Source organism: Pseudomonas sp. YL2, assembly GCF_023063025.1.
GTDB lineage: Bacteria > Pseudomonadota > Gammaproteobacteria > Pseudomonadales > Pseudomonadaceae > Aquipseudomonas > Aquipseudomonas putida_A.
Window position 1 is genome coordinate 283769 of sequence record NZ_JAJSLU010000006.1, and the last position, 19956, is coordinate 303724.

Below are 19956 nucleotides of genomic sequence, written 5' to 3' on the forward strand. Positions count from 1 at the left end.
TTGCTCGCGAAGGCGTCCGGTCAGTCGACAGGTTGCTGACTGGCACGCCGCCTTCGCGAGCAAGCCCGCTCCCACATTAGGGGATCCGTGGTGTGGCACATCAAATGTAACGTCTCTGCGTTGGTGATTTGGCAATCGCGGCGTTAAGGTCGGGGCTGCTCTGACTCAATGGATTGAGGGAACGCGCCATGGAAGCATCGATCTGCATCTGCCCGGCGAAACCTGCCGACGCCGGCATCATCAGTCGCATCATCGAGCGATCGATTCGCGTCGGTTGTGCGCTCGAACACCGCAACGATCCGCAACTGGTCAGCCGCTGGATCGGCCGACAATCTGCCGACGTCATCAGCGCGCACCTTGCCGACGCGCATTGCTACCTGAATATCGCCTTGTTGCAGGACAAACCGGTGGGTGTCGGCATGGCCACGGCCAGCGGTGAGATAGGCTTTTGTCATGTGCAGCCGGAATGGTTTCGCCGTGGCGCAGGGCGCGCCCTGATGACCGACCTTGAAGGCTGGCTGCGGATTCGTGGTGTGCCGCAGGCGCGCATCGCCAGCACACGTAGCGGCGCGGCTTTTTATCGGCATCTGGGCTACTGCGATGCAGTGCCACGCGCGAGCGATCAGGGCTTGCACCGCGTTACGCTGCACAAGCTGCTGCCATTGCCTGGCTGACATCTCGATCAAGGGTCTAAATCCTCGCCCCGCTTAAGCGTTTCCAGAACAGGAAAACCTGCATGTGCGCCCCGCGACCGGAACGCGCACCTGTGCGGTGTGCTGTTTTGGTCACTATCCATAGCGTATTGAGGGGTCGAGAGATGTCAGTCGCCACCAGCCTTATCGAAGAGTCGTCGGCCCGGATCACTGCCGCGCCGGCCGAAGTTCTGTATCAGTTCAACGAGTCACCGCTGCTGGCCCGGCAGAGTCAGCAGGAGTCCAACGCCCGTAGCTACCCGCGACGCATTCCGCTGGCCCTCAAGCGCGCCAAGGGCCTGTACGTCGAAGATGTCGAAGGCCGGACCTTCATCGATTGCCTGGCCGGTGCCGGGACTCTGGCGTTGGGGCACAACCATCCGGTGGTGATCGAGGCTATTCAGCAAGTACTGGCGGATGAATTGCCGCTGCACACCCTCGACCTGACCACGCCAGTGAAGGATCAGTTCGTCCAGGACCTGTTCGGTTTGCTCCCGCCAGCACTGGCGGCCGAAGCGAAAATCCAGTTCTGCGGCCCGACCGGTACCGATGCGGTGGAAGCCGCGTTGAAACTGGTGCGCACCGCCACCGGGCGCAGCACCGTGCTGTCGTTCTCCGGCGGTTATCACGGCATGAGCCAGGGCGCCTTGAGCCTGATGGGCAGCCTGGGGCCGAAAAAGCCGCTGGGCGCCTTGCTCAGCAACGGTGTGCAATTCATGCCGTTCCCTTATGACTATCGTTGCCCGTTCGGTCTCGGCGGCGCGGCCGGGGTCAAAGCCAACCTGAGTTACCTGGAAAACCTGCTCAGCGATCCTGAAGCCGGTGTGCAGTTGCCGGCAGCGGTGATCGTCGAAGCGGTGCAGGGCGAGGGCGGGGTGATCCCGGCCGATATCGAGTGGCTGCGCGGCTTGCGTCGGATCACCGAGAAGGCCGGGGTGGCGCTGATCGTCGACGAGATCCAGAGCGGTTTCGCCCGCACCGGCAAGATGTTTGCCTTCGAACACGCCGACATCGTCCCCGACGTGGTGGTGTTGTCCAAAGCCATCGGCGGCAGCCTGCCGCTGGCGGTGGTGGTCTATCGCGACTGGCTCGACACCTGGCAACCGGGTGCCCACGCCGGCACCTTCCGTGGCAATCAGATGGCGATGGCCGCCGGTTCCGCGGTGATGCGTTATCTGCTTGAACACAAGGTCTGCGAACACGCCGCCGCCATGGGCGAACGCCTGAGCGAACACCTGCGCATCCTGCAACGCGACTTCCCGCAACTGGGCGACATTCGTGGTCGTGGCTTGATGCTCGGCGTCGAACTGGTTGACCCGAACGGCGCGCCGGATGCGCTCGGTCACCCACCCGCGTTCGCGCGTCTGGCACCGCTGGTGCAGCGCGAATGCCTCAAGCGTGGGCTGATTCTCGAACTGGGCGGCCGGCATGGTGCGGTGGTGCGCTTCCTGCCGCCGCTGGTGATCACCGCTGCCGAAATCGATCGTGTCGCCGAGATCTTCGGCCGCGCCTTGGCCGCCGCCACCGCCGCCGAGTAAATTTTTCGCAGCGCCGAACGTTCTTACTACATACCCGGCTGCACCCCCGGTGCAGCCCACCCTTACAACGATGGAGAACCAGCATGACGTCAGTATTCGACCGCGAGGACATCCTCTTTCAGGTCGTGGTCAACCACGAAGAGCAATACTCGATCTGGCCGGATTACAAAGCCGTGCCGGAAGGCTGGCGCACCGTGGGCAAGAGCGGCCTGAAGAAGGAATGCCTGGCCTATATCGAAGAAGTCTGGACCGACATGCGTCCGCTGAGCCTGCGGCAGAAGATGGAAGGGCAGGCGGCCGCTCAGTAATCTGACAGACAAAACAAACCCGCTGGACTGGTGACAGGCAGCGGGTTTTTTCATGGCTGGCAATGGTGTTGTTCTGACGAGCCTCTTCGCGAGCAAGCCCGCTCCCACATTGGATCTGCGCTGCACACAACCCCCCTGTGGGAGCGGGCTTGCTCGCGAAGAACGATAACGCGGTGTAACTGAAACTACGCCCCGCTCAACCCCTTGAGCAACAAATCCACATTCCCCTCCAGCTCCGCCACCGGGTCCGCTGCATCGGTACTCAACACCAGCAGATGACTCCCCGAGGCGGCAATTGCTGCTTTCACTGCCTCCGACGGCTGACGATGATGCAGCACCAGCGCCACGTCGTTGTCCTTCAGCGTCGCCGTGAGCTTCTTCAGATCTTCGGCTGTCCACTCGGCATCTGCTCGCGCGTCCTGGCCAATCAGCTCCAGATTCAGGCTGCCGATCAGGTAGCCGAAGTGATCGCTGAGGCTCAGCACACTGAGGTTGTCAGCCTCGGCCAGCCGCGCTTCGCTGTCGGCACTGAGCTTGAGCAGGCGCTGTTTCAGCGCCGCCAGATTGGCCTCGATCTTCGGTTTGGCCGACGGCGCCAGGCGCACCAGATCCGCGGCGATCACATCAGCCATCCGTCCCATGTTGTTGCTCGCCAGCCATGGCTGACTGTTCAAGCCATCGACCTTCAGCCCCGGTTGCACGGCGATCCCCGGCAGGGCGCCATCCACCGGGCGCGCCGCGTCGACTTCGACAATGCGAATGTTGCTGCGTCGCGCGATCGGGTACAGCGGATCATCGGCCCACAGCGAGCGCACGCCGATCACCGCGTCGGCATTGCTCGCCAGTTTGCCCAGCGCCGGAGCGCCGCGACCGGTGAAGTATGCGGTCTGACGGCTGCCCGGCAGATTCGCCGGAGCTGCGCGCTCCAGGCTGACGTCAGTGCCCTTGAGCAGCACTTCGCCGAGGCCGTAGGTGATGGGCAGCGAGGCCAGTACGCGCAGCGGTTGAGGGTTTTCAGCCGCCAGCAACGGGCTGCCGACCACGCCGCACAGGGCCATGGCCAGGGTCAGTTTTCGCAGTGAGAAGATCATTTATCCAAGGTTCCCTTTCAGACTCGGGACAACCCCGCGCGCGATGGCGGCGAGGGCGAAGGCGATGCCGGCGACCAGAATGATCGCGGCGCCGGACGGGATCGGCAGATTGAAGACGATCGGCGCGAGGATCCCGCACAGCGTGCTGACGGTAGCAATCAGCACCGAGCACCAGAAGAAGCCCTTGAGCGACTGGCTGAGCAAGCGCGCGGCCGCCGCCGGAATCACCAGCAATGCGCCGACCAGAATCGCGCCGATAACCTTCACCGCCGCGACGGTGATCAGCGTCACCAGAATCACGAACAGGTAATCCAGAGTCTTCACCGCGACGCCGCGCACCGCCGCCAGTTGCGGGTTGAAACTGGCGAGCATGATCCGGTTGTACAAAGGCAGTGCCAGGGCCATGACCAGCGAACCGACGATGGCCAGCACCAGCAGGTCGTTGCCATTGACGGTGAGCACCGAACCGAACAGCACGTTCTCCAGAATGTGCACGTTGATCTTGCCCGCCAGAATCAACAGCAGGCTCGCGCCAAGCGCCAGCGACACCGAGAGAAACACGCCGATCAGGGTGTCGGGCGCCAGGCCGGTGCGGTTGCGCAGGTAGTTGAGCAGGATGCCGAACAACAGGCAGTAACCGAACAGGCTGCCGTACGGCCCGGTGTAGGGTTCGCCGAGCAGAATGCCGATGGCCACGCCGGTCAGCGCCGCGTGCCCGACCGCTTCGGAGAAAAACGCAAAGCGCTTGACCACCACCAGCGTGCCGAGGCCACCGAGCACCGGACCGATCAACAGGCCGGCGAGCAATGCGTTGACCACAAAGCCGTAGGCCAGCGCTTCCGGCAGGTACCCGGACGACGCCCAGCCCTGAACCATCAAACGAAAGGCTTCGTAACTCATCAGACCGCGCTCCGTGGATGGGTGGAAAACAGACTCAGCAGCCGTTCCGGGGTCAGTGCCTGTTGCGGCATGGCGTCGAATAGCACGCGGCGGTTGAGACCGGTGACCCGGTCGGCCAGACGCTTGACCGCTTCCAGATCGTGCTCGATCCACAGCACGGTGATGCCAGCGGCGCGCCAGTCGCCGAGCAGGCGTTCGAACACCTGGATCCCGGCTTCGTCGAGGGCCGACATCGGCTCATCCAGCACCAGCAATTGCGGAGCCGGGATCAAGCCTTGAGCGAGCAACACGCGCTGCCGTTCGCCACCGGACAACGCGCCCATGCGCCGCTTGCGTTTGTCCTGCATGCCGACCCGTTCCAGCGCCTCGCCGATGGCCTTGGCGTAGTGCTTGCTCAGGCCGAGAAACGCCGGGCGGCGCTGGCACATGGCTGCCATGAAATCGTCGACGGTCATCGGCAGGCCACGATCGAACTCCAGCGCCTGCGGCACGTAGCCGATGGTGCCGGGTTGGCCGGGCCAGTGCAGGCTCAGTTGACCCTGATGCGGCATTTGCCCGAGCAAGGTCTTGATCAGCGAACTCTTGCCACCGCCGTTGGGGCCGACCAGGGCGTGGACGTGACCGGGCTGAACCTGGAAGGTGACGTTGTCGAGGATCGTAGTGCGCCCGAGGGTCAGAGAGACTCCCGCAAAATCCAGAGTCGGCCCACTTACCCCTTGTGGGAGCGGGCTTGCTCGCGAATGCGGTGGTTCATTCAATAATGATGCTGACTGACCGGACGCCTTCGCGAGCAAGCCCGCTCCCACAGGGGATGGCGGGGTGTCAGAGAGGGTTTCTTTTGCTGTCATGCCCCGGACTCCTGAATCGCCCGCACAACGGTGTCGAGGTTGCCGGTCATTTCCTTCTCATATTTGTCGGCGCTGTATTCGCCATAGGAAATGTGCGACAGCGGGTACAGCTTCACCCCGGACTCACGCTGGATGGTCTCGACGTAGGTCGAGGGAAAATCCATCTCCGAGAAGATCACCTTCACGTCGAGTTCGCGCAGTTGGTCGATGGTCTTTTTCAACTGGCTCGGGCTCGGTTCGATGCCGTGGGCCGGTTCGACCACGGCCGTCACTTCCAGGCCGAATTCGCGCAGCAGATAGTCGTAGGCCGCATGCACCGTGGCCACACGCAGTTCGGCGTTCGGTGCCTGGGTCAGTTTGGCCAGCGCGTTGGCGCGCATCTGCCGCAGGCGTTTGCCGTAGGCGCGGGCGTTCTGGGTGTAGGTCTTGGCGTTGTCCGGGTCGAGTTTGCCCAGCTCGCGGGCGATGTTGTTGACCTGGGCAATCGAAGCGCTGATCGACAGGAAGGTGTGCGGGTTGACCACTTTGCCGGCGCCGCGCGCAGCGGTACCGGTGGCCGCCAGCAGCGGCACGTTTTCGTTGGCTTCGATGGTCTTGATGTTCGGCGTTTCGCTGGCGGCGATCATGCGGTCGGCGAAGTCGTCATGACCGACCCCGTTGAGCACGATCACATCCAGCCCGCTGATGCGCTTGATGTCTTCGGCGCGTGGCTCGTAGGCGTGCGGGTTGAAGCCGGCGGGAATCAGCGGCACCACCTCGGCCTTGTCGCCGACGATATTCGCCACATAGCTGTAATACGGGTGCAGGGTGATGCCGATGCGCAGGCGTTTGCCCGGATCGGCGCTGGCCAGCGGGCTCAGCAGGCACGCGCACAGGCCAAACAGCAAGGTGCGCAGGAGGGGACGGCGAGTCAGTGAAATAAGCATGGGCAAGCGGTCTTCTCTCGGGTGAAGGCGAAGGTTCAGTGGCGATGCTCGCGGGTCACGCCGGCATCGAACTGCGCGACGATCTGTTTCCAGCCTGCGGCCGAAAGCGCTGCGTCGGTCAGTTCTGCGGGCGTCTGCAGGTCGGCGGCGCGGTTGAGCCAGATGTCCGGCGCGGCAGTGGCGTCGGCGCTCAGTAGCATCACGAATGAACCGGCGACGGCGGGCGCCTGGCTGTGGCCGAAATAGGCCGTGTCCGCCAGCAATTGCCAGGCATGCCCGCCACGGCTGACCGAACTGGCGTCCTGGGCGAACGGGGCGAAGCCTTCTTCAGCCAGAGTCTGTGGCGTCGGCAGGCTTTGCTGTTCCTCACGCAGCAGGCGAATTTCATCGAGGGTCACCCGCAGATCGGCATAGATGCCTTGCTCGGCAGCGCTGAGATCGCGCCGCGCATCGAACTGATGGCTGGCGACCGGTTCCGGTTCATGGGACACCCCGCGCCATGCCACCACCGAGCCGGCGACGGCAAGGATCAGTAAACACAACAGCAGAACATTGAGGGTTTCATGCCCGGCACCGGCCGGGCGGACGACTTGCGTGGTGGGCGTGCTCATGGGGCCTCGATGTCGGCTTGGTCGATTTCCACAACGTGGCCGGGGCCGGCGTCGAACAGCACATAAAACTCGGCCGCCGGTTTCTTGAACGTCACGGTCGAGTCGGCGCCGAGCTTGCCCGGCAGCAGAATGGTTTCGTCGTAACCGATCACATCGAGGGTCACCCCCGGTGCGCCGCTGCCGTCGGAGAAGCCGCCGGTGCATTTGATCTGCTCGGCATCGACGGCTTTGCATTCGCACATCGGGTTATGGGCCAGGGCGCCGGCGCTGAAACCTGCGCACAGCATCAGCAACGCGGCACGCAACCGCAGGCGGGAAGGGCGTTGAACGCGGTTCATGGTTTGGCTCCTTGTTGGTTCAGCCAGGCGAGGGTGGCGGGGGAGGCCTGGCTCAGGGGAATCGACGCCTGATGCATGCTGCCGTCCCAGCCTTCCATGGTGATCCACAGTTCGGCATCGGCTTTGGTTTTTTCCGCCACCGGCAATTGCGCGCCCATGCGATACGGCGTGCCAAAGAAAATCACCCCGGCGGCGCGCAGGCTGCGCGGTTTGCCGATGCGCAGGTAGGTGGCCTTGACCTGTTCGACACAGGCATCGCAGAGGGCGGCATTGAAGTCCTTCATGTAGCCGGCGGGGCCGCTCAGGCGCGGTGCTTCGTTACGCAGTTCGGCCAGGCGCAGGCTCCACGGGCCGACCTGGATTTCGCCGACCTCATGCTCACCGAGGCCGACGTCACCGCGAAACAGCGCGGCATCGGCGAAATACTTGGGCATGAAGCTCAACGGAATCAGCAGCAGCAGGGCGTTCAGATGAAAGCGCCATTTGTGCCAGAAGCGGCGCAGGGCGGACGGTTGGGCAGTGCGGTTGGACGGGCTCACAGGTTGACCTCCGCCGGTTCACGGCTGACGCGGGGGCTGCGGGCCTTTTTATTTTCGCGCTTGAGGGCGTTGGCGGTGGCCAGCGCGGTGCGCTTGGTCCAGATCAACAGGCCGCTGAGCACCATCATGCTCAGCAGCAGGCCGAAGAAGAACCAGATCAGTTTGATCCACAGACCGCCGAAATCACCGGTGTGCAGCGGGCGCATCGACTCGGTGACGAACTCCAGCGAGGAACGGTCGGTCAGCAGTCGCGTGGCGGCCATCTCACCGTTGTACGGGTTGAGCGTGGCGGTCTGGAACATCAGCGGATACCAGCCGCGACCGCCAAGGCTCAGGTGGCTGTAGGCATTGCCCGGCAGGCTGACGAAGCTGACTTCCAGCCCGGGGATGTGCTGTTCGGCGATCTGCACCGCGCGATCAAGGCTGATCCGTGGGGGAGGACTGGCGTCGCTCGACATCGGTACGCTTTCCCGGGACATGGCGGGAATGATCGGCTCGCTGCTGATGGACACCTGGTTGTCGGCCAGAATGGCCTGAATCAGAAACCAGGTGCCGGTGATCGAGATCACCGCGATGAACCAGATCGACCAGATGCCGCTCAGTCGATGGAAGTCGCCCCAGAAGATCCGCGCCCCGTGACGAAAACGCAGGGTGGGTTTGAAGAAGCCTTTCCAGAAGCGCTTGTACACCACCAGCCCGGTCACCAGCGAAGCGAGCATCGGCAGGCCGAGGAACGACACCAGGTACCAGCCCCAGCTGAAACCGTTGGTGAACGGCACCAGCCACCAGCCGTGCAGGGCACGGGTGAACGCCTTGAAGTTGAAGTCCGGCGCCGGGCCCTGGATCACCCCGGTGTATGGGTTGACGTAGACCGTCTGCGAGCGGCCGTCGGGGTAGCTGACTTCGACGTCGAGGGCGAAGTGCGATTCGTCGGGACGGCTGATGCTTTCCACCAGCGTCTGCGGTTCGGCCTGTTTGATCGCGGCCAGCACCTGATCGTAGCTGAGCCGTGGTGCGTCATCCGATGGCTGGCTGGCGCGCATTTGCGGGTTGGCCAGCCAGACGATTTCCTGGCTGACCACCGCCAGCGTGCCGGTGACACAGACGATCAGGACAAAAAACCAGATCGGCAGCGCGAGCCAGCTATGCACCAGGAACCACAGTTTGGAACGGGATTTCTTCGACATGATTGCGCGTCTTGATTTCGATGAAAGGGCACGCGGCTACGGGCTTCGCAGCGCGGGTGTCCGCAAAAGGCGCGGTCGTGGCTGTTGCCTGTGCGAACGGCCTGCATCTCTATAGGACGGATGAGCCGGACAAATCCCGAAAGGTGATATGAAAGCAAATGTTTCGCAATTCCCTCCCCTGTGGGAGTGGGCTTGCTCGCGAAAGCGGTCGATCATTCAACATTGAGGTCGACTGACACGACGCCTTCGCGAGCAAGCCCGCTCCCACAGGGGCGCTCGGTGATCAGCCGATCAAACACGATTCATGAACGCCGCTCTCACTGCCTGCCAATTGATGCCATCAAAGCGCTCCCTATGATGGAAAGCACCGCATTCCCTTGAGCGAGCCCCCTGATGAACCCCAGAACCCTCTACGACAAACACATCGATTCGCACACTGTGTGCCGCCTCGACGATCAGGGCCATGTGCTGTTGTATATCGATCGCCAGGTGATCAACGAATACACCAGCCCTCAGGCGTTCAGCGGTCTGCGTGCTGCCGGGCGCAAGGTCTGGCGCCCGGGTACGGCGTTGGCGGTGGTCGATCACGTCAACCCGACCACCCCCAAACGGGTGGCGGCGATGCCTGATGCCGGCGGTGCGCGGCAGGTGTCGTATCTGGCGGAGAACTGCCGGGACTTCGGCATCGAACTGCTGGACATTCTCGATAAACGTCAGGGCATCGAACATGTGATTGCCCCGGAGCAGGGCTTCATTCTGCCGGGCATGGTCATCGCTGCCGGTGACAGCCACACCACCACGTACGGTGCGCTGGGGGCGTTCGGATTTGGCATTGGCACCTCGGAAATCGAGCACTTGCTGGCCTCGCAGACGCTGGTCTACAAACGCCTGAAAAGCCTGCGCGTGACGGTGGATGGCGAGTTGGCGCCGGGGCTGACGTCGAAGGACGTGATCATGGCGCTGATCGCCCGCATCGGTGCATCGGGCGCCACTGGCTATGCGATCGAGTTCTGCGGATCGACCATCGATGCGCTGAGCGTCGAAGCGCGGATGACCATTTGCAACATGGCCGTAGAAGCGGGCGCACGCGGCGCCTTCATGGCACCGGACGAAAAAGTTTTTGCTTATCTCAACGGCAAACCCCGCGCACCACAAGGCGTACTGTGGGCGCGGGGCGTGGAAAAGTGGCGTGAACTGCGCAGCGATCCCGGTGCCGTGTTCGACCGCGAAATCCATCTCGACGCCAGTTTGCTGGAACCGATGGTCACCTGGGGCACCAGCCCCGATCAGGCCGCGCCGATCGGTGCGCAGGTGCCGGACCCGCAACGCATCGACGATCCGATCCTGCGTCAGGACATGCGCCGCGCCCTGCAGTACATGGGCCTGGAGCCGGGAATGGCGCTGCGCGATATCGTCATCAGTCACGCTTTTATCGGCTCCTGCACCAATGCGCGGATCGAGGATCTGCGTGACGCCGCCAGCGTGGTGCGCGGTCGGCGGGTGGCCGGGCATGTGCGGGCGATGATCGTGCCCGGCTCCAGTGAGGTTCGCGCTCAGGCTGAAGCCGAAGGGCTGGCGCAGATCTTCATCGACGCCGGGTTTGAATGGCGTCAGTCCGGCTGCTCGATGTGCCTGGCGATGAACGATGACGTGCTCGCGCCCGGCGACCGTTGCGCCTCCAGCACCAACCGCAATTTCGAAGGCCGGCAGGGCGCCGGGGCGCGCACCCACCTGATGAGCCCGGCGATGGTCGCCGCCGCCGCGATCAGCGGCCACCTCACCGACATCCGCCACTTTGGAGAACGCCCATGAGCCTGCAACCCTTCACGCAAGTCAGCGGCCAGGCCGCGCCGCTGCTTGCGGCCAACGTCGACACCGATGTGATCATGCCCAAGCAGTTTCTCAAGGGCATCGACCGTCAGGGGCTGGATCGTGGGCTGTTTTTCGATCTGCGCTTTCTCGCCGACGGCACGCCCAACCCGGAATTCGTGTTGAACCAGCCAGCCTGGCAGGGCGCGAGTTTTCTGGTGGTCGGGCCGAATTTCGGCTGCGGTTCCAGCCGCGAACACGCGGTGTGGGGGTTGCAGCAAATGGGCATTCGCGCGCTGATCGGCAGCCGTTTTGCCGGGATCTTCTACGACAACTGCCAGCGCAACGGGGTGTTGCTGATTACCCTGGACGAGGCACAGGTGCAGCGCATTGGCCGGTTGGTGAGTCAGCCTGAAACGGCACTGATCCATGTGGATCTTGAGGCGCAGCAGATACGTCTGGCGGACGGTGAAGTCATCGATTTCCAGATTGATGGCTTGCGCAAGACCGCACTGTTGCTGGGGCTGGATGCGATAGGCAGTACCTTGCAGCGGCGTGAGCAGATCGAGGCGTTCGAGCGCGAACATCTGGCCGCCAACCCATGGCTGACCTGACACCCAACTAGCCCTCTGTAGGAGTGAGCCTGCTCGCGATGGCGTCGTGTCAGTCGAAATAATCATTGGCTGAATGACCGCCATCGCGAGCAGGCTCACTCCTACAAAGGTTTGGTGTTGCACCCGCTATAGCGACAAATCCTTGAAATGCCCCTGCAAAAACTCCACACACGCCCGCAGCTTCCCGGAATTGGCCAGCCGCGTCGGGTACACCGCCCAGACATTGGCGCTCTGGCTGTAATCGGCCAGCACCGGCAGCAGTCGGCCCTGTTCCAGCAACGGTTTCACATCCCACAATGAACGCAGCAGCACGCCGCGTCCGTCGAGCGCCCATTGCAGGACGATCTCGCCGTTGTTGGAAGACAGCGGCCCACTGACCCGCACGCTTTCCTGCGTGCCGTCGCGATCCAGATGCCAGACGCCGAAAGCGTTGTCGCGCTCCTTGATCACCAGGCAGTCATGTTGTTGCAGATCGTCCAGAGTCTGCGGTGTGCCGCGGCGTTCAAGGTATTCGGGTGCGGCGCACAGCACACGGCGGTTGCTCACCAGTTGCCGGCCGATGTGCTGGCCGGGCAGGTCGTCGCCGACGCGTATTTCCAGATCGAAACCCTCGTTGACGATGTCCACCGCGCGGTCGAACAGGTCCAGGCGAATCTGCAACTGCGGGTGAAGCTCGGCCAGCCGCGAAACCGCAGGCGCCACATGGTTGCGGCCGAAACCGAAGCTGCTGCAGATGTGCAAACGCCCGCGTGGGCTGTCGTGGGCGTCGGTGAGATCGTCATGCAGTTGTTGAAAATCATCGAGGATGCGCAAGGCCCAGCGCTGCACCCGCTCGCCGTCCTCGGTCAGCGACACGCGGCGACTGGTGCGGTGCAGCAGGCGAGTGCCGAGGGTCGATTCGAGAATCTGGATGCGTTTGCTGACGTAGGCCGGGGACAGGCCCAATTCATCAGCGGCGGCGGCGAAACCGTTCTTGCGGATCACGGTCAGCAGCGCGCGCAAGTCTTCGGGCAGGGGCACGGGGTTTTGGTTCTGGGACATGTGGGAACGAGCATTGGCGGCACAAGCCGCCAGCATAGCATCGGCGGTACAGGGCTCGATTCAGCGCAGGAAATCCAGCGCTTCGGCGAGCAACAGTTCCGGTACTTCTTCGGCCAGATAATGCCCGGCCGGCAGCGCCTTGCCACTGACGTTGCTCGCCACATGCTGCCATTCCTTGAGCGGGTCAAAGCAGCGCCCGACTGTGCCTTGCGCACCCCACAGCACCCGCAGCGGCAGGTCAAGATGATGCCCGGCAGCGATGTCGGCCCGGTCATGTTCCAGGTCGATGCTGGCGCTGGCGCGGTAGTCCTCGCAAATGCCTCGGGCGCTGCCGGGACGTTGCAGGCAACGCAGGTATTCGCTGAACGCTGGCTCGGTGAACGGCACGAGTCCGGCGCTGCGGCTGCCCATCACGCTGCGCAGATAGGCTGCGGGATCGGCCTCGATCAGGGTTTCCGGCAACGGCGCCGGGCGGATCAGGAAGAACCAGTGCCAATAGGCGCGGGCGAACGCTTCGTTGGTCTGCGTGTACATGGCCAGGGTCGGGGCGATGTCCAGCAGCATCATCCGTTGCACCGCAGCGCGGTGGTCGAGGGCCAGGCGATGGCCGACCCGCGCGCCACGGTCGTGGGCCAGAATCGAAAACTGTTCGAAGCCCAGCGCCTGCATCAACTCGAGGTTGTCCCTGGCCATTTCGCGTTTTGAGTAATGGCGGTGTTGTTCATCGGCAACCGGTCGGGCGCTGTCGCCGTAGCCGCGCAGGTCGGCGGCGACCACGGTGAAATGCTCCGCCAACTGCTCGGCAATCTTGTGCCAGATCACGTGGGTCTGCGGGTGTCCGTGCAACAGCAACAGCCCCGGGCCGCTGCCGCCGAGGCGATAGGCGATGTCGACGCCGTTGACGTGGCGCTGGTCTTTGACGAATCCGGCAAACATCGGGCTGATCCTTGTTCAGGTGCGGGTGGGATGCATCCTGAAAGTGTTCGGCATTCGGGGCAAGGGTTGAAGCGTGGTGTGGTGGTTCATGAAATGTGATCTATCCGCATTGGCCTCATCGCGAGCAGGCTCACTCCTACAGTTGAAATGCGTTCCAATTGTAGGAGTGAGCCTGCTCGCGATAGGGCCAGCCAAAACCCTGAAAATCTCAACCCTGACTGAACATCTCCATCGCCCGCTGCTTGATCTGCTCTTCCGTCAGATCCTCCTTGCGCGTAGCCAGAAACCACAGGTGCCCATAGGGATCCTTCAGCGTCCCGCTGCGATCGCCATAAAACTGATCCTTGACCTCCGACACCGCTTTCGCCCCGGCATCCAGCGCCCGTTGAAAGGACTTGTCGACATCGGTGACATACAGATGCAGACCGACCGACACTGCGTTGTCCGGATCGCTCAACGGTCCTTGATCGCACGGCGTGCCGAGCATGATCGCGCTGTCGCCAATGCGCAGTTCGGCGTGGCCGACGCGCCCGTCGGGCATGTCCAGGCGCATGACCTGGGTCGCGCCAAAGGCTTTCTTGTAGAACTCGATGGCTTCGGCAGCCTTGAGGATGCCGAGGTACGGGGTAATGCTGTGATACCCCTCGGGAATGGGTTTGACGCTCATGACGTTCTCCCTGTTTTTGTTTTGCGAGGTATGGCTCCACTGGATTTGTGGAAGATTCACTATAGAACTGTCTGCGTGGCCAGGATTTTTCCCCGACGAGCAGTCAGTCCAGAAAGTGCGCCCCCGGCCCCTGATCACCGAGCACATCGCCCTGATTGCGCAACGGGCAGGCCTCCATCGACAGACACCCGCAACCGATGCAACCGGTGAGCCGGTCGCGCAACAAGGTCAGTTGATTGATCCGCTCGTCCAGTTCGCGGCGCCATTGCTCGGACAGGACTTTCCAGTCCGCCGCTGTCGGAGCGCGGTCGTCGGGGAGTCTCTTCAGCGCCTCGCCAATCTCCGCCAGCGGAATACCCAGGCGTTGCGCGACCTTGATCAACGCCACCCGGCGCAACACTGCCCGTGGATAACGGCGCTGATTGCCGGCATTGCGCTGGCTGGTGATCAGGCCTTTGGCTTCATAAAAATGCAGGGCAGTGACCGCGACTCCGCTGCGCGCGGCGACTTCGCCCACGGTGAGCTGTTTGTGCAGGTTTTCCGGGGTGATCATTTTGCAAAAGGACTCTTGACCTTAACTTAACTAGAGGTTTTACCCTGCAGGCCTTCGAGTCGCAAGACTCGGCTTACGATGAGTGGGGACTTCTCATGCAAACCTCGACGAAAAATCGCAGTTTTACCCAATTGATCGAATTCGAGATCGAGCCGCGCCAGCAACCGGCATTGGTCTGTGCGCTGGCGCAACAGAGCGAACATCTGGCGCAGCGTTACGCAGGCTTCGTCAGCGCCAGCGTCCAGGTCAGCGACGACGGTCGGCGGGTGCTGAGCTTGCTGCAGTGGCAGAGCCGCGAGGCCGGGGAGGCGGCGTTCTGTCGCTATGAAAGCGGCGAGCAGGATTTCTGGCAGTTGATCCGCGCCCATCAGGCGAAAACCGTGACCTTCAATTCATTCCAGGTGTTGAGCAGCATCGCCCGCAGTCATGACGATGCGCTGCACTGCAACCTGGTCGGCTAGATCGACAACTGAATCAGGCGTTCACCGTGCAGGTTCTCCGTGAGTCGCCGTTTGTTCACCGCCAGTTCGCCGATCTTGATCAGCCGCGTGCGGGTGACATTGCGGCTCAGACCGAGCAGCGCGGCAGTGTGCACCTGGTTGTAATGGCAGAAGCGATAGGCGGCGCGCAGCAGGGCGTCTTCGACCTTTTCGTGGAGGGCGCCGGCCTGTTGTTCGAAGAGCTTCTGAAAGGCTCGCTCCAGCAGCGCTTCCGGTGAGTCGTCGGCGTTCGACTGCTGATCGTCCGGGCGCTCGATGCGCAGGTTAGACAGGCGCAAATCGTCGCGTTCGATCACGCCATTGCGGCAGATCAACAGGGTGTGATGGATGACGTTTTCCAGTTCGCGGATGTTCCCCGGCCAACTGTAGCTGCGCAGTTTCTGTTCGGCACCGGAGCTGATGCTGACCCGTCCGTAACCCAGGCGCTGGCTGTAGGCCTCGATGAAATGTCGGGTCAGCGGCAGGATATCGCCGGGTCGTTCGCGCAGCGGGCTGAGCTCAAGATTGACCACGTTCAACCGGTAGAACAGGTCTTCGCGGAAGTTGCCGGCATTGATCGCTTTCTCCAGTTGCACGTTGGTCGCGGCCAGCACGCGCACATCGATCGGAATGCTCTTGCGCGAGCCGAGGCGCACCACTTCGCGCTCCTGCAACACCCGCAGCAACTTGACCTGAATCGCCATCGGCAAATCGCCGATTTCGTCGAGGAACAAGGTGCCGCCATCCGCCTCTTCGAACCAGCCGGCCTTGGCGCTGAGCGCGCCGGTGAAAGCGCCTTTTTCATGGCCGAACAGCTCGGCCTCCACCAGCGATTCGGAAAACGCGCCGCAGTTGACCGCGACAAACGGCCGATGCCGGCGGTGGCTCAGGTTATGTATGTGCCGCGCCACCAGCTCCTTGCCGGTGCCGGTCTCGCCGATTATCAGCACGCTGGCTTCGCTCGGCGCGACTTGTTGCAGATGCGCGAGCAGGGCCTGGGACTTGGGGTCTTCGAAGACCTGCGCGGTGGCGCGGATCGATGTCGCCAGCGCGGGTGAGGGCGGAAGGGTCAACAGTTGCATGGGGCTCGCTCCATTAAAGGCAAGATCAGGAATAGAACGTCGGCACCGGCAGCGCCTGATTCAGCGCCCAGTCGCCCAGCTCGTGGAGTTTGTAATCGAGGGGGTCGTGCAGGGTCTGCGTGCGCAGGTTGCGCCAGTACCGATCGAGACGCAGCGAAGCGTGGGTCGAGCGCGCGCCAGTGACTTCGAACAAACGGCTGCAAATCTCCAGCCCCTGACGACTGGCGGCGACCTTGGCGGTGGCAATCGCCGTGGCCAGATGTCCACGCTCTTCTGCCGTCAGGTTCGGGCCTTGGGCCCAGGCCTCGTCAAGCAGCGCGGCGGCCCGTTCGACCAGCAGGCGGATGCCTTCCAGCGCCACCCAGAACTCGCCGTAATGCGCGAGCACGTACGGGTCTTCACGCACATTGCGGGCGGCGGATTTGTGCCAGAGTCGGGTTTCGCTCAGCGTGTACTGGCGCGCTTCCTCAAAGGCACCTTCGGCGATCCCGAGGAACATGTGGGTGAAGGTCAGTTGCGCGATCAGCGGACGCAGGCACGCGAACGGTGTGCTCAACGGACCGGGGTCAAGCAGTAGCTCGGATTCTTCGACCCGCACCCGTTCGAACGTGGCGCTGCCACTGTCGGTCTGGCGCTGGCCGATGTTGTTCCAGTCGTCGTGCAGGGTGATGCCGCTGCGACCGCTGGGAATCGCCGCGATCAGCAACTTGCCGCCGGCACTTTCGTCGACGGCCGAAGCGATCAGCATCTGCGAATCGCTGGCGCCGGAGCAGAAGCTTTTCTTCCCGGAAAACTCGCGCCAACCGCCGAGGTCCTTGACCACGGTGCGGGTGTCGAGCGGGTTGAGTGCGTTGCCCCAGAACCAGTTCTGCCGCGCGGTCTGTTCGAACCACGGCTGCCATTGTTCGGGCCGCGAGAACAGGCGCACGGTGGCGAGCATCAGGTGATGAAAACCGAAAACGTGGGCGATGGAACTGTCGACCTTGGCGAACTCGCGCACGACTTGCAGGGTTTCGCTCCATGTCGCGCCGAGGCCGCCGTAGCGGGTGGGAATGCTCAGGGCCAGCAGGCCGCTGTCGCGCAGGGCATCGCGCTCGGCCTTCGGCGTACCGCCGCGCTCGTCACGCTCGACGGCGGTGACGGCGAATTCGGCGGCCAGTTGGCGCGCGGTCTGCAGCGGGGAGAGCAGGGTGCTTTGTGGTTTGGCGGTCACGCGGTGTTCCTCATCAAATCGACGCGATTCTCTGTAGGAGTGAGCCTGCTCGCGATGTGGTCAGCACAGTCGACATCACCGTCGCAGACACACCGCTTTCGCGAGCAGGCTCACTCCTACAGGGGGCGTTTTAGGCCTTGGCTTGGGTGGGCAACACATCGTTGGCAATCATTTCGCCAAACGGCCCGGTGAGGTTGGTCACGCCGCGTCCGGCCAGGCTTGCATACGGTTCTGGCAGCAGCGGGAACACCAGTTCGGCAAAGCGGTAAGCCTCTTCCAGGTGCGGATAACCGGAAAAGATGAAGCTCTCGATACCGAGGTCGGCGTACTCCTTGATCCGCGCGGCCACTTGCTGCGGATCGCCCACCAGCGCGGTACCGGCGCCGCCGCGTACCAGACCGACGCCGGCCCACAGGTTGGGGGCGATTTCCAGGTTGTCGCGACGCCCGTCATGCAACGCTGCCATGCGCCGCTGGCCTTCGGAGTCGAAGCGCGAGAAGGATTTCTGCGCGGCTTCGATGGTCTCGTCGCTGATGTGCTCGATCAGTTTGTCCGCAGCCTTCCACGCCTCTTCGGCGGTCTCGCGAACGATGACGTGCAGGCGAATGCCGAACTTCACCTTGCGTCCATGGCGAGCGGCACGTTCACGTACATCGGCGAGTTTTTCGGCAACGGCGGCGGGCGGTTCGCCCCAGGTCAGGTACACGTCGACTTGCTCGGCAGCGAGGTCATGCGCCGCGTCGGACGAGCCGCCGAAATACAACGGCGGATACGGTTTCTGCACCGGCGGATACAAGGCTTTGGCGTTCTGCACTTTCAGGTGCTTGCCCTCGAAATCCACCGATTCGCCTTGCAACACCCGGCGCCAGATCCTGAGGAATTCGTCGGTGACTTCGTAGCGTTCGCTGTGGCTCAGGAAGCTGCCGTCGCCACGGTTTTCGTCGGGGTCGCCGCCGGTCACCACGTTGATCAGCAGACGACCGTTGGACAGTCGATCGAGCGTCGCCGCCATGCGCGCCGAAACGGTGGGCGAAATGATCCCCGGGCGGATCGCTACCAGATAACGCAGGCGTTCGGTCAACGGCACCAGCGCCGAGGCGATCACCCACGAGTCTTCGCAGGAGCGCCCGGTGGGAATCAGCACGCCGTGATAGCCGAGGCTGTCGGCGGCTTGCGCCACTTGTTTCAGATAATTCAGGGTGACCGGGCGCGCGCCTTGGGTGGTGCCCAGGTAATGGCCGTCGCCGTGGGTCGGCAGGAACCAGAAAACATCCATGAACAGCTCCTTAAGCGATTTTCAGCAACGGTTTGATTTGTGTGCCGAACAGCGGCGCGGCGCGTTCGGCGGCCAGACGGATCCGCGCTTTCAGCGGTTCGCTGGTGATCTGGTAGTCGGCGAAATCGGCTTCGGTAGCGTAGACCCCGATCGGCAGGGTCACCGCCTGGAAGAAACTGAACAGCGGCCGCAACTGATGATCGAGCACCAGCGCATGGCGCTCGCTGCCGCCGGTGGCGGCAAGCAGCACCGGGGTGTCGATCAGCGCGTTGAGGTCAATCAGGTCGAACAGATGCTTGAGCAGGCCCGGGTAGGAACCGCGATACACCGGCGCGGCGACGATCAGTAGATCGGCCTGTTCGATGGCTTGCAGTTCGGCCTCGACCTCGGCGCTCAGCTCGTGACGCGACAGGGCACCACCCAGTGGACGGGCGATGTCACCGAGTTCGATCAGATGACTCTCGACCGGCAAGTACCCGGCCAGTTCGGCCACCAGCGCTTGGGTCAGCACCAGGGTGCGCGATGGACGCCAGGTGCCACCGGAGAGGGCGACGACTTTCAGGGGACGCGACATGATCAGTTCCTTTTTATCAACAGTTGCTCAGCGAGCAGTGAGTAAGTGCCAAGGCTTGAGCAAGCGCTGTACCAATTCCTGAGAGGCCCGGTTTACTTGGGCCTTAGCGCTATGGTGTGAGTGGGTTGTGCAGATATCAGGCGGGTTTGTTGATCTGCTGTTGCCTGGGCAACAGTTGCTGGAGCAACAGTTGTTCGCCGTGTGCAGGGATTTATAGCGGCTGCTGGTTATTCCGTAAAAGAACGTTAATCGATATTTATAGATCGTTAAGAGATATGTCGCCGATCAAGCTGAAATCCTGATAGCCACTATTGAGAGCGTTGATTTTTGCCCGGAGAGGCGCGGGCGTAGCCTTTGTCCATCGACTACCACCGCTCGCCAGGACGCTCCCCATGAATCGTTTACTGACTGTTTCGCTGCTGCTCGCTGTCTCCGTACTCGCCGGTTGCGCGACCCACGTTTCCCCCGAACAACGGCCGTACACCGCCGAAGAAACCCGCGAACTGGCAATGGAAGCGCTGAACCGCAGCGGCTTGTCTTTCGACGAATATCACGCGAAGAAAGCCGCACTGCTGGGCGAGTCGCCATTCGACAAGAAAGCTGAAATGAGCGCCGGTCGAGCCATACAGCTGCACGGTCGTCCAAGTTAATCGAAAACTGTACTGCTCGAATTTTCGCGTAACTGTCCGTGGGTTTGCGCGCTGCCGTGCGATAGGGTCAACACCTGAATGACC

At 62.8% G+C, this 19956-nt stretch carries 23 protein-coding genes; 7 read left to right on the top strand and 16 right to left on the bottom strand.

Going from position 1 to position 19956, the window contains the following annotated elements; all coding sequences use genetic code 11:
- Positions 1 to 188 precede the first annotated feature (188 nt).
- The 3 genes from LVD08_RS12270 to LVD08_RS12280 all read left to right on the top strand — a co-directional run bounded on the left by LVD08_RS12270 (position 189) and on the right by LVD08_RS12280 (position 2538).
- Positions 189 to 674, top strand: a complete 486-nt coding sequence (locus tag LVD08_RS12270; protein ID WP_096794989.1) for a GNAT family N-acetyltransferase — start codon at positions 189 to 191, stop codon at positions 672 to 674.
- Positions 675 to 817: 143 nt separating this feature from the next.
- Entirely contained in the window at positions 818 to 2230 is a 1413-nt protein-coding gene (locus tag LVD08_RS12275) for an aspartate aminotransferase family protein (RefSeq protein ID WP_247268238.1), read from the top strand.
- An 83-nt stretch (positions 2231 to 2313) separates the two neighbouring features.
- The gene (locus LVD08_RS12280; RefSeq protein ID WP_003226665.1) at positions 2314 to 2538 is read left to right on the top strand and encodes an MbtH family protein; all 225 of its coding nucleotides are present in this window, start codon (positions 2314 to 2316) and stop codon (positions 2536 to 2538) included.
- Positions 2539 to 2723: 185 nt separating this feature from the next.
- Here the strand turns inward: LVD08_RS12280 and LVD08_RS12285 are convergent, their stop codons facing one another.
- Genes LVD08_RS12285 through LVD08_RS12320 form a run of 8 tightly spaced genes read right to left on the bottom strand, consistent with a single transcriptional unit; the run spans position 2724 to position 8978 of the window.
- Positions 2724 to 3629, bottom strand: a complete 906-nt coding sequence (locus LVD08_RS12285; protein ID WP_247268239.1) for a metal ABC transporter substrate-binding protein — start codon at positions 3627 to 3629, stop codon at positions 2724 to 2726.
- Positions 3630 to 4529 carry a metal ABC transporter permease gene (locus LVD08_RS12290; protein ID WP_247268240.1) on the bottom strand — a complete coding sequence of 300 codons (900 nt, stop codon included), beginning with the start codon at positions 4527 to 4529 and terminating at the stop codon, positions 3630 to 3632.
- Positions 4529 to 5377 (bottom strand): metal ABC transporter ATP-binding protein, encoded by an 849-nt coding sequence (locus LVD08_RS12295; protein ID WP_247268241.1) that lies wholly within the window; start codon positions 5375 to 5377, stop codon positions 4529 to 4531. The genes LVD08_RS12290 and LVD08_RS12295 overlap by 1 nt, the downstream gene beginning before the upstream one ends.
- Positions 5374 to 6303: a metal ABC transporter substrate-binding protein gene (locus LVD08_RS12300; RefSeq protein WP_247268242.1), complete on the bottom strand. Its 930-nt coding sequence runs from the start codon at positions 6301 to 6303 to the stop codon at positions 5374 to 5376. Before LVD08_RS12300 ends, LVD08_RS12295 begins: the two co-directional genes overlap by 4 nt.
- A gap of 35 nt (positions 6304 to 6338) precedes the next feature.
- On the bottom strand, positions 6339 to 6914 hold the full coding sequence (locus LVD08_RS12305) for a DUF6162 family protein (RefSeq protein WP_247268243.1): 576 nt from the start codon (positions 6912 to 6914) through the stop codon (positions 6339 to 6341).
- Positions 6911 to 7252: a hypothetical protein gene (locus tag LVD08_RS12310; RefSeq protein ID WP_007965473.1), complete on the bottom strand. Its 342-nt coding sequence runs from the start codon at positions 7250 to 7252 to the stop codon at positions 6911 to 6913. The genes LVD08_RS12305 and LVD08_RS12310 overlap by 4 nt, the downstream gene beginning before the upstream one ends.
- Positions 7249 to 7791 (bottom strand): thiamine pyrophosphate-binding protein, encoded by a 543-nt coding sequence (locus LVD08_RS12315; protein ID WP_247268244.1) that lies wholly within the window; start codon positions 7789 to 7791, stop codon positions 7249 to 7251. The genes LVD08_RS12310 and LVD08_RS12315 overlap by 4 nt, the downstream gene beginning before the upstream one ends.
- Entirely contained in the window at positions 7788 to 8978 is a 1191-nt protein-coding gene (locus tag LVD08_RS12320) for a PepSY-associated TM helix domain-containing protein (protein ID WP_247268245.1), read from the bottom strand. Before LVD08_RS12320 ends, LVD08_RS12315 begins: the two co-directional genes overlap by 4 nt.
- A gap of 393 nt (positions 8979 to 9371) precedes the next feature.
- Here LVD08_RS12320 and leuC point away from each other — a divergent pair, with 393 nt between their 5' ends.
- Positions 9372 to 10790: a 3-isopropylmalate dehydratase large subunit gene (gene leuC, locus LVD08_RS12330; RefSeq protein ID WP_247268246.1), complete on the top strand. Its 1419-nt coding sequence runs from the start codon at positions 9372 to 9374 to the stop codon at positions 10788 to 10790.
- Positions 10787 to 11401, top strand: coding sequence for a 3-isopropylmalate dehydratase small subunit (leuD, locus tag LVD08_RS12335; RefSeq protein WP_247268247.1), 615 nt, complete (start codon positions 10787 to 10789; stop codon positions 11399 to 11401). Before leuC ends, leuD begins: the two co-directional genes overlap by 4 nt.
- Positions 11402 to 11527: 126 nt before the next feature.
- On the opposite strand, the gene LVD08_RS12340 is transcribed toward leuD, so the two are convergent.
- From LVD08_RS12340 to soxR, 4 genes are all read right to left on the bottom strand, one after another.
- Positions 11528 to 12478 carry a LysR substrate-binding domain-containing protein gene (locus LVD08_RS12340; protein WP_274621172.1) on the bottom strand — a complete coding sequence of 317 codons (951 nt, stop codon included), beginning with the start codon at positions 12476 to 12478 and terminating at the stop codon, positions 11528 to 11530.
- Positions 12479 to 12502: 24 nt separating this feature from the next.
- Complete coding sequence (locus tag LVD08_RS12345) at positions 12503 to 13378, bottom strand: alpha/beta fold hydrolase (protein WP_247268249.1); 876 nt, start codon at positions 13376 to 13378, stop codon at positions 12503 to 12505.
- A 208-nt stretch (positions 13379 to 13586) separates the two neighbouring features.
- Positions 13587 to 14045: a VOC family protein gene (locus LVD08_RS12350; protein WP_225135776.1), complete on the bottom strand. Its 459-nt coding sequence runs from the start codon at positions 14043 to 14045 to the stop codon at positions 13587 to 13589.
- A 103-nt stretch (positions 14046 to 14148) separates the two neighbouring features.
- A complete protein-coding gene (gene soxR / locus LVD08_RS12355) occupies positions 14149 to 14598 on the bottom strand; it encodes a redox-sensitive transcriptional activator SoxR (RefSeq protein WP_103368494.1) in 450 nt (149 codons plus the stop codon).
- 95 nt (positions 14599 to 14693) lie between these two features.
- Between soxR and LVD08_RS12360 the strand changes: the two genes are divergently transcribed.
- Positions 14694 to 15059 (top strand): antibiotic biosynthesis monooxygenase, encoded by a 366-nt coding sequence (locus LVD08_RS12360; RefSeq protein WP_007965457.1) that lies wholly within the window; start codon positions 14694 to 14696, stop codon positions 15057 to 15059.
- Here the strand turns inward: LVD08_RS12360 and LVD08_RS12365 are convergent.
- The 4 genes from LVD08_RS12365 to msuE all read right to left on the bottom strand — a co-directional run bounded on the left by LVD08_RS12365 (position 15056) and on the right by msuE (position 19222).
- Positions 15056 to 16159: a sigma-54 interaction domain-containing protein gene (locus LVD08_RS12365; RefSeq protein WP_103368496.1), complete on the bottom strand. Its 1104-nt coding sequence runs from the start codon at positions 16157 to 16159 to the stop codon at positions 15056 to 15058. The two genes, LVD08_RS12360 and LVD08_RS12365, sit on opposite strands and share 4 nt — an antisense overlap.
- Before the next feature lie 25 nt (positions 16160 to 16184).
- Positions 16185 to 17372, bottom strand: a complete 1188-nt coding sequence (locus tag LVD08_RS12370) for an acyl-CoA dehydrogenase family protein (protein WP_247268250.1) — start codon at positions 17370 to 17372, stop codon at positions 16185 to 16187.
- A 130-nt stretch (positions 17373 to 17502) separates the two neighbouring features.
- Positions 17503 to 18648 (bottom strand): FMNH2-dependent alkanesulfonate monooxygenase, encoded by a 1146-nt coding sequence (gene ssuD, locus LVD08_RS12375; RefSeq protein ID WP_007965452.1) that lies wholly within the window; start codon positions 18646 to 18648, stop codon positions 17503 to 17505.
- A gap of 10 nt (positions 18649 to 18658) precedes the next feature.
- Positions 18659 to 19222, bottom strand: coding sequence for an FMN reductase (gene msuE / locus LVD08_RS12380; RefSeq protein WP_097088230.1), 564 nt, complete (start codon positions 19220 to 19222; stop codon positions 18659 to 18661).
- Positions 19223 to 19614: 392 nt separating this feature from the next.
- Here msuE and LVD08_RS12385 point away from each other — a divergent pair, with 392 nt between their 5' ends.
- Positions 19615 to 19872 carry a hypothetical protein gene (locus LVD08_RS12385; RefSeq protein WP_007965447.1) on the top strand — a complete coding sequence of 86 codons (258 nt, stop codon included), beginning with the start codon at positions 19615 to 19617 and terminating at the stop codon, positions 19870 to 19872.
- Positions 19873 to 19956: the final 84 nt, after the last annotated feature.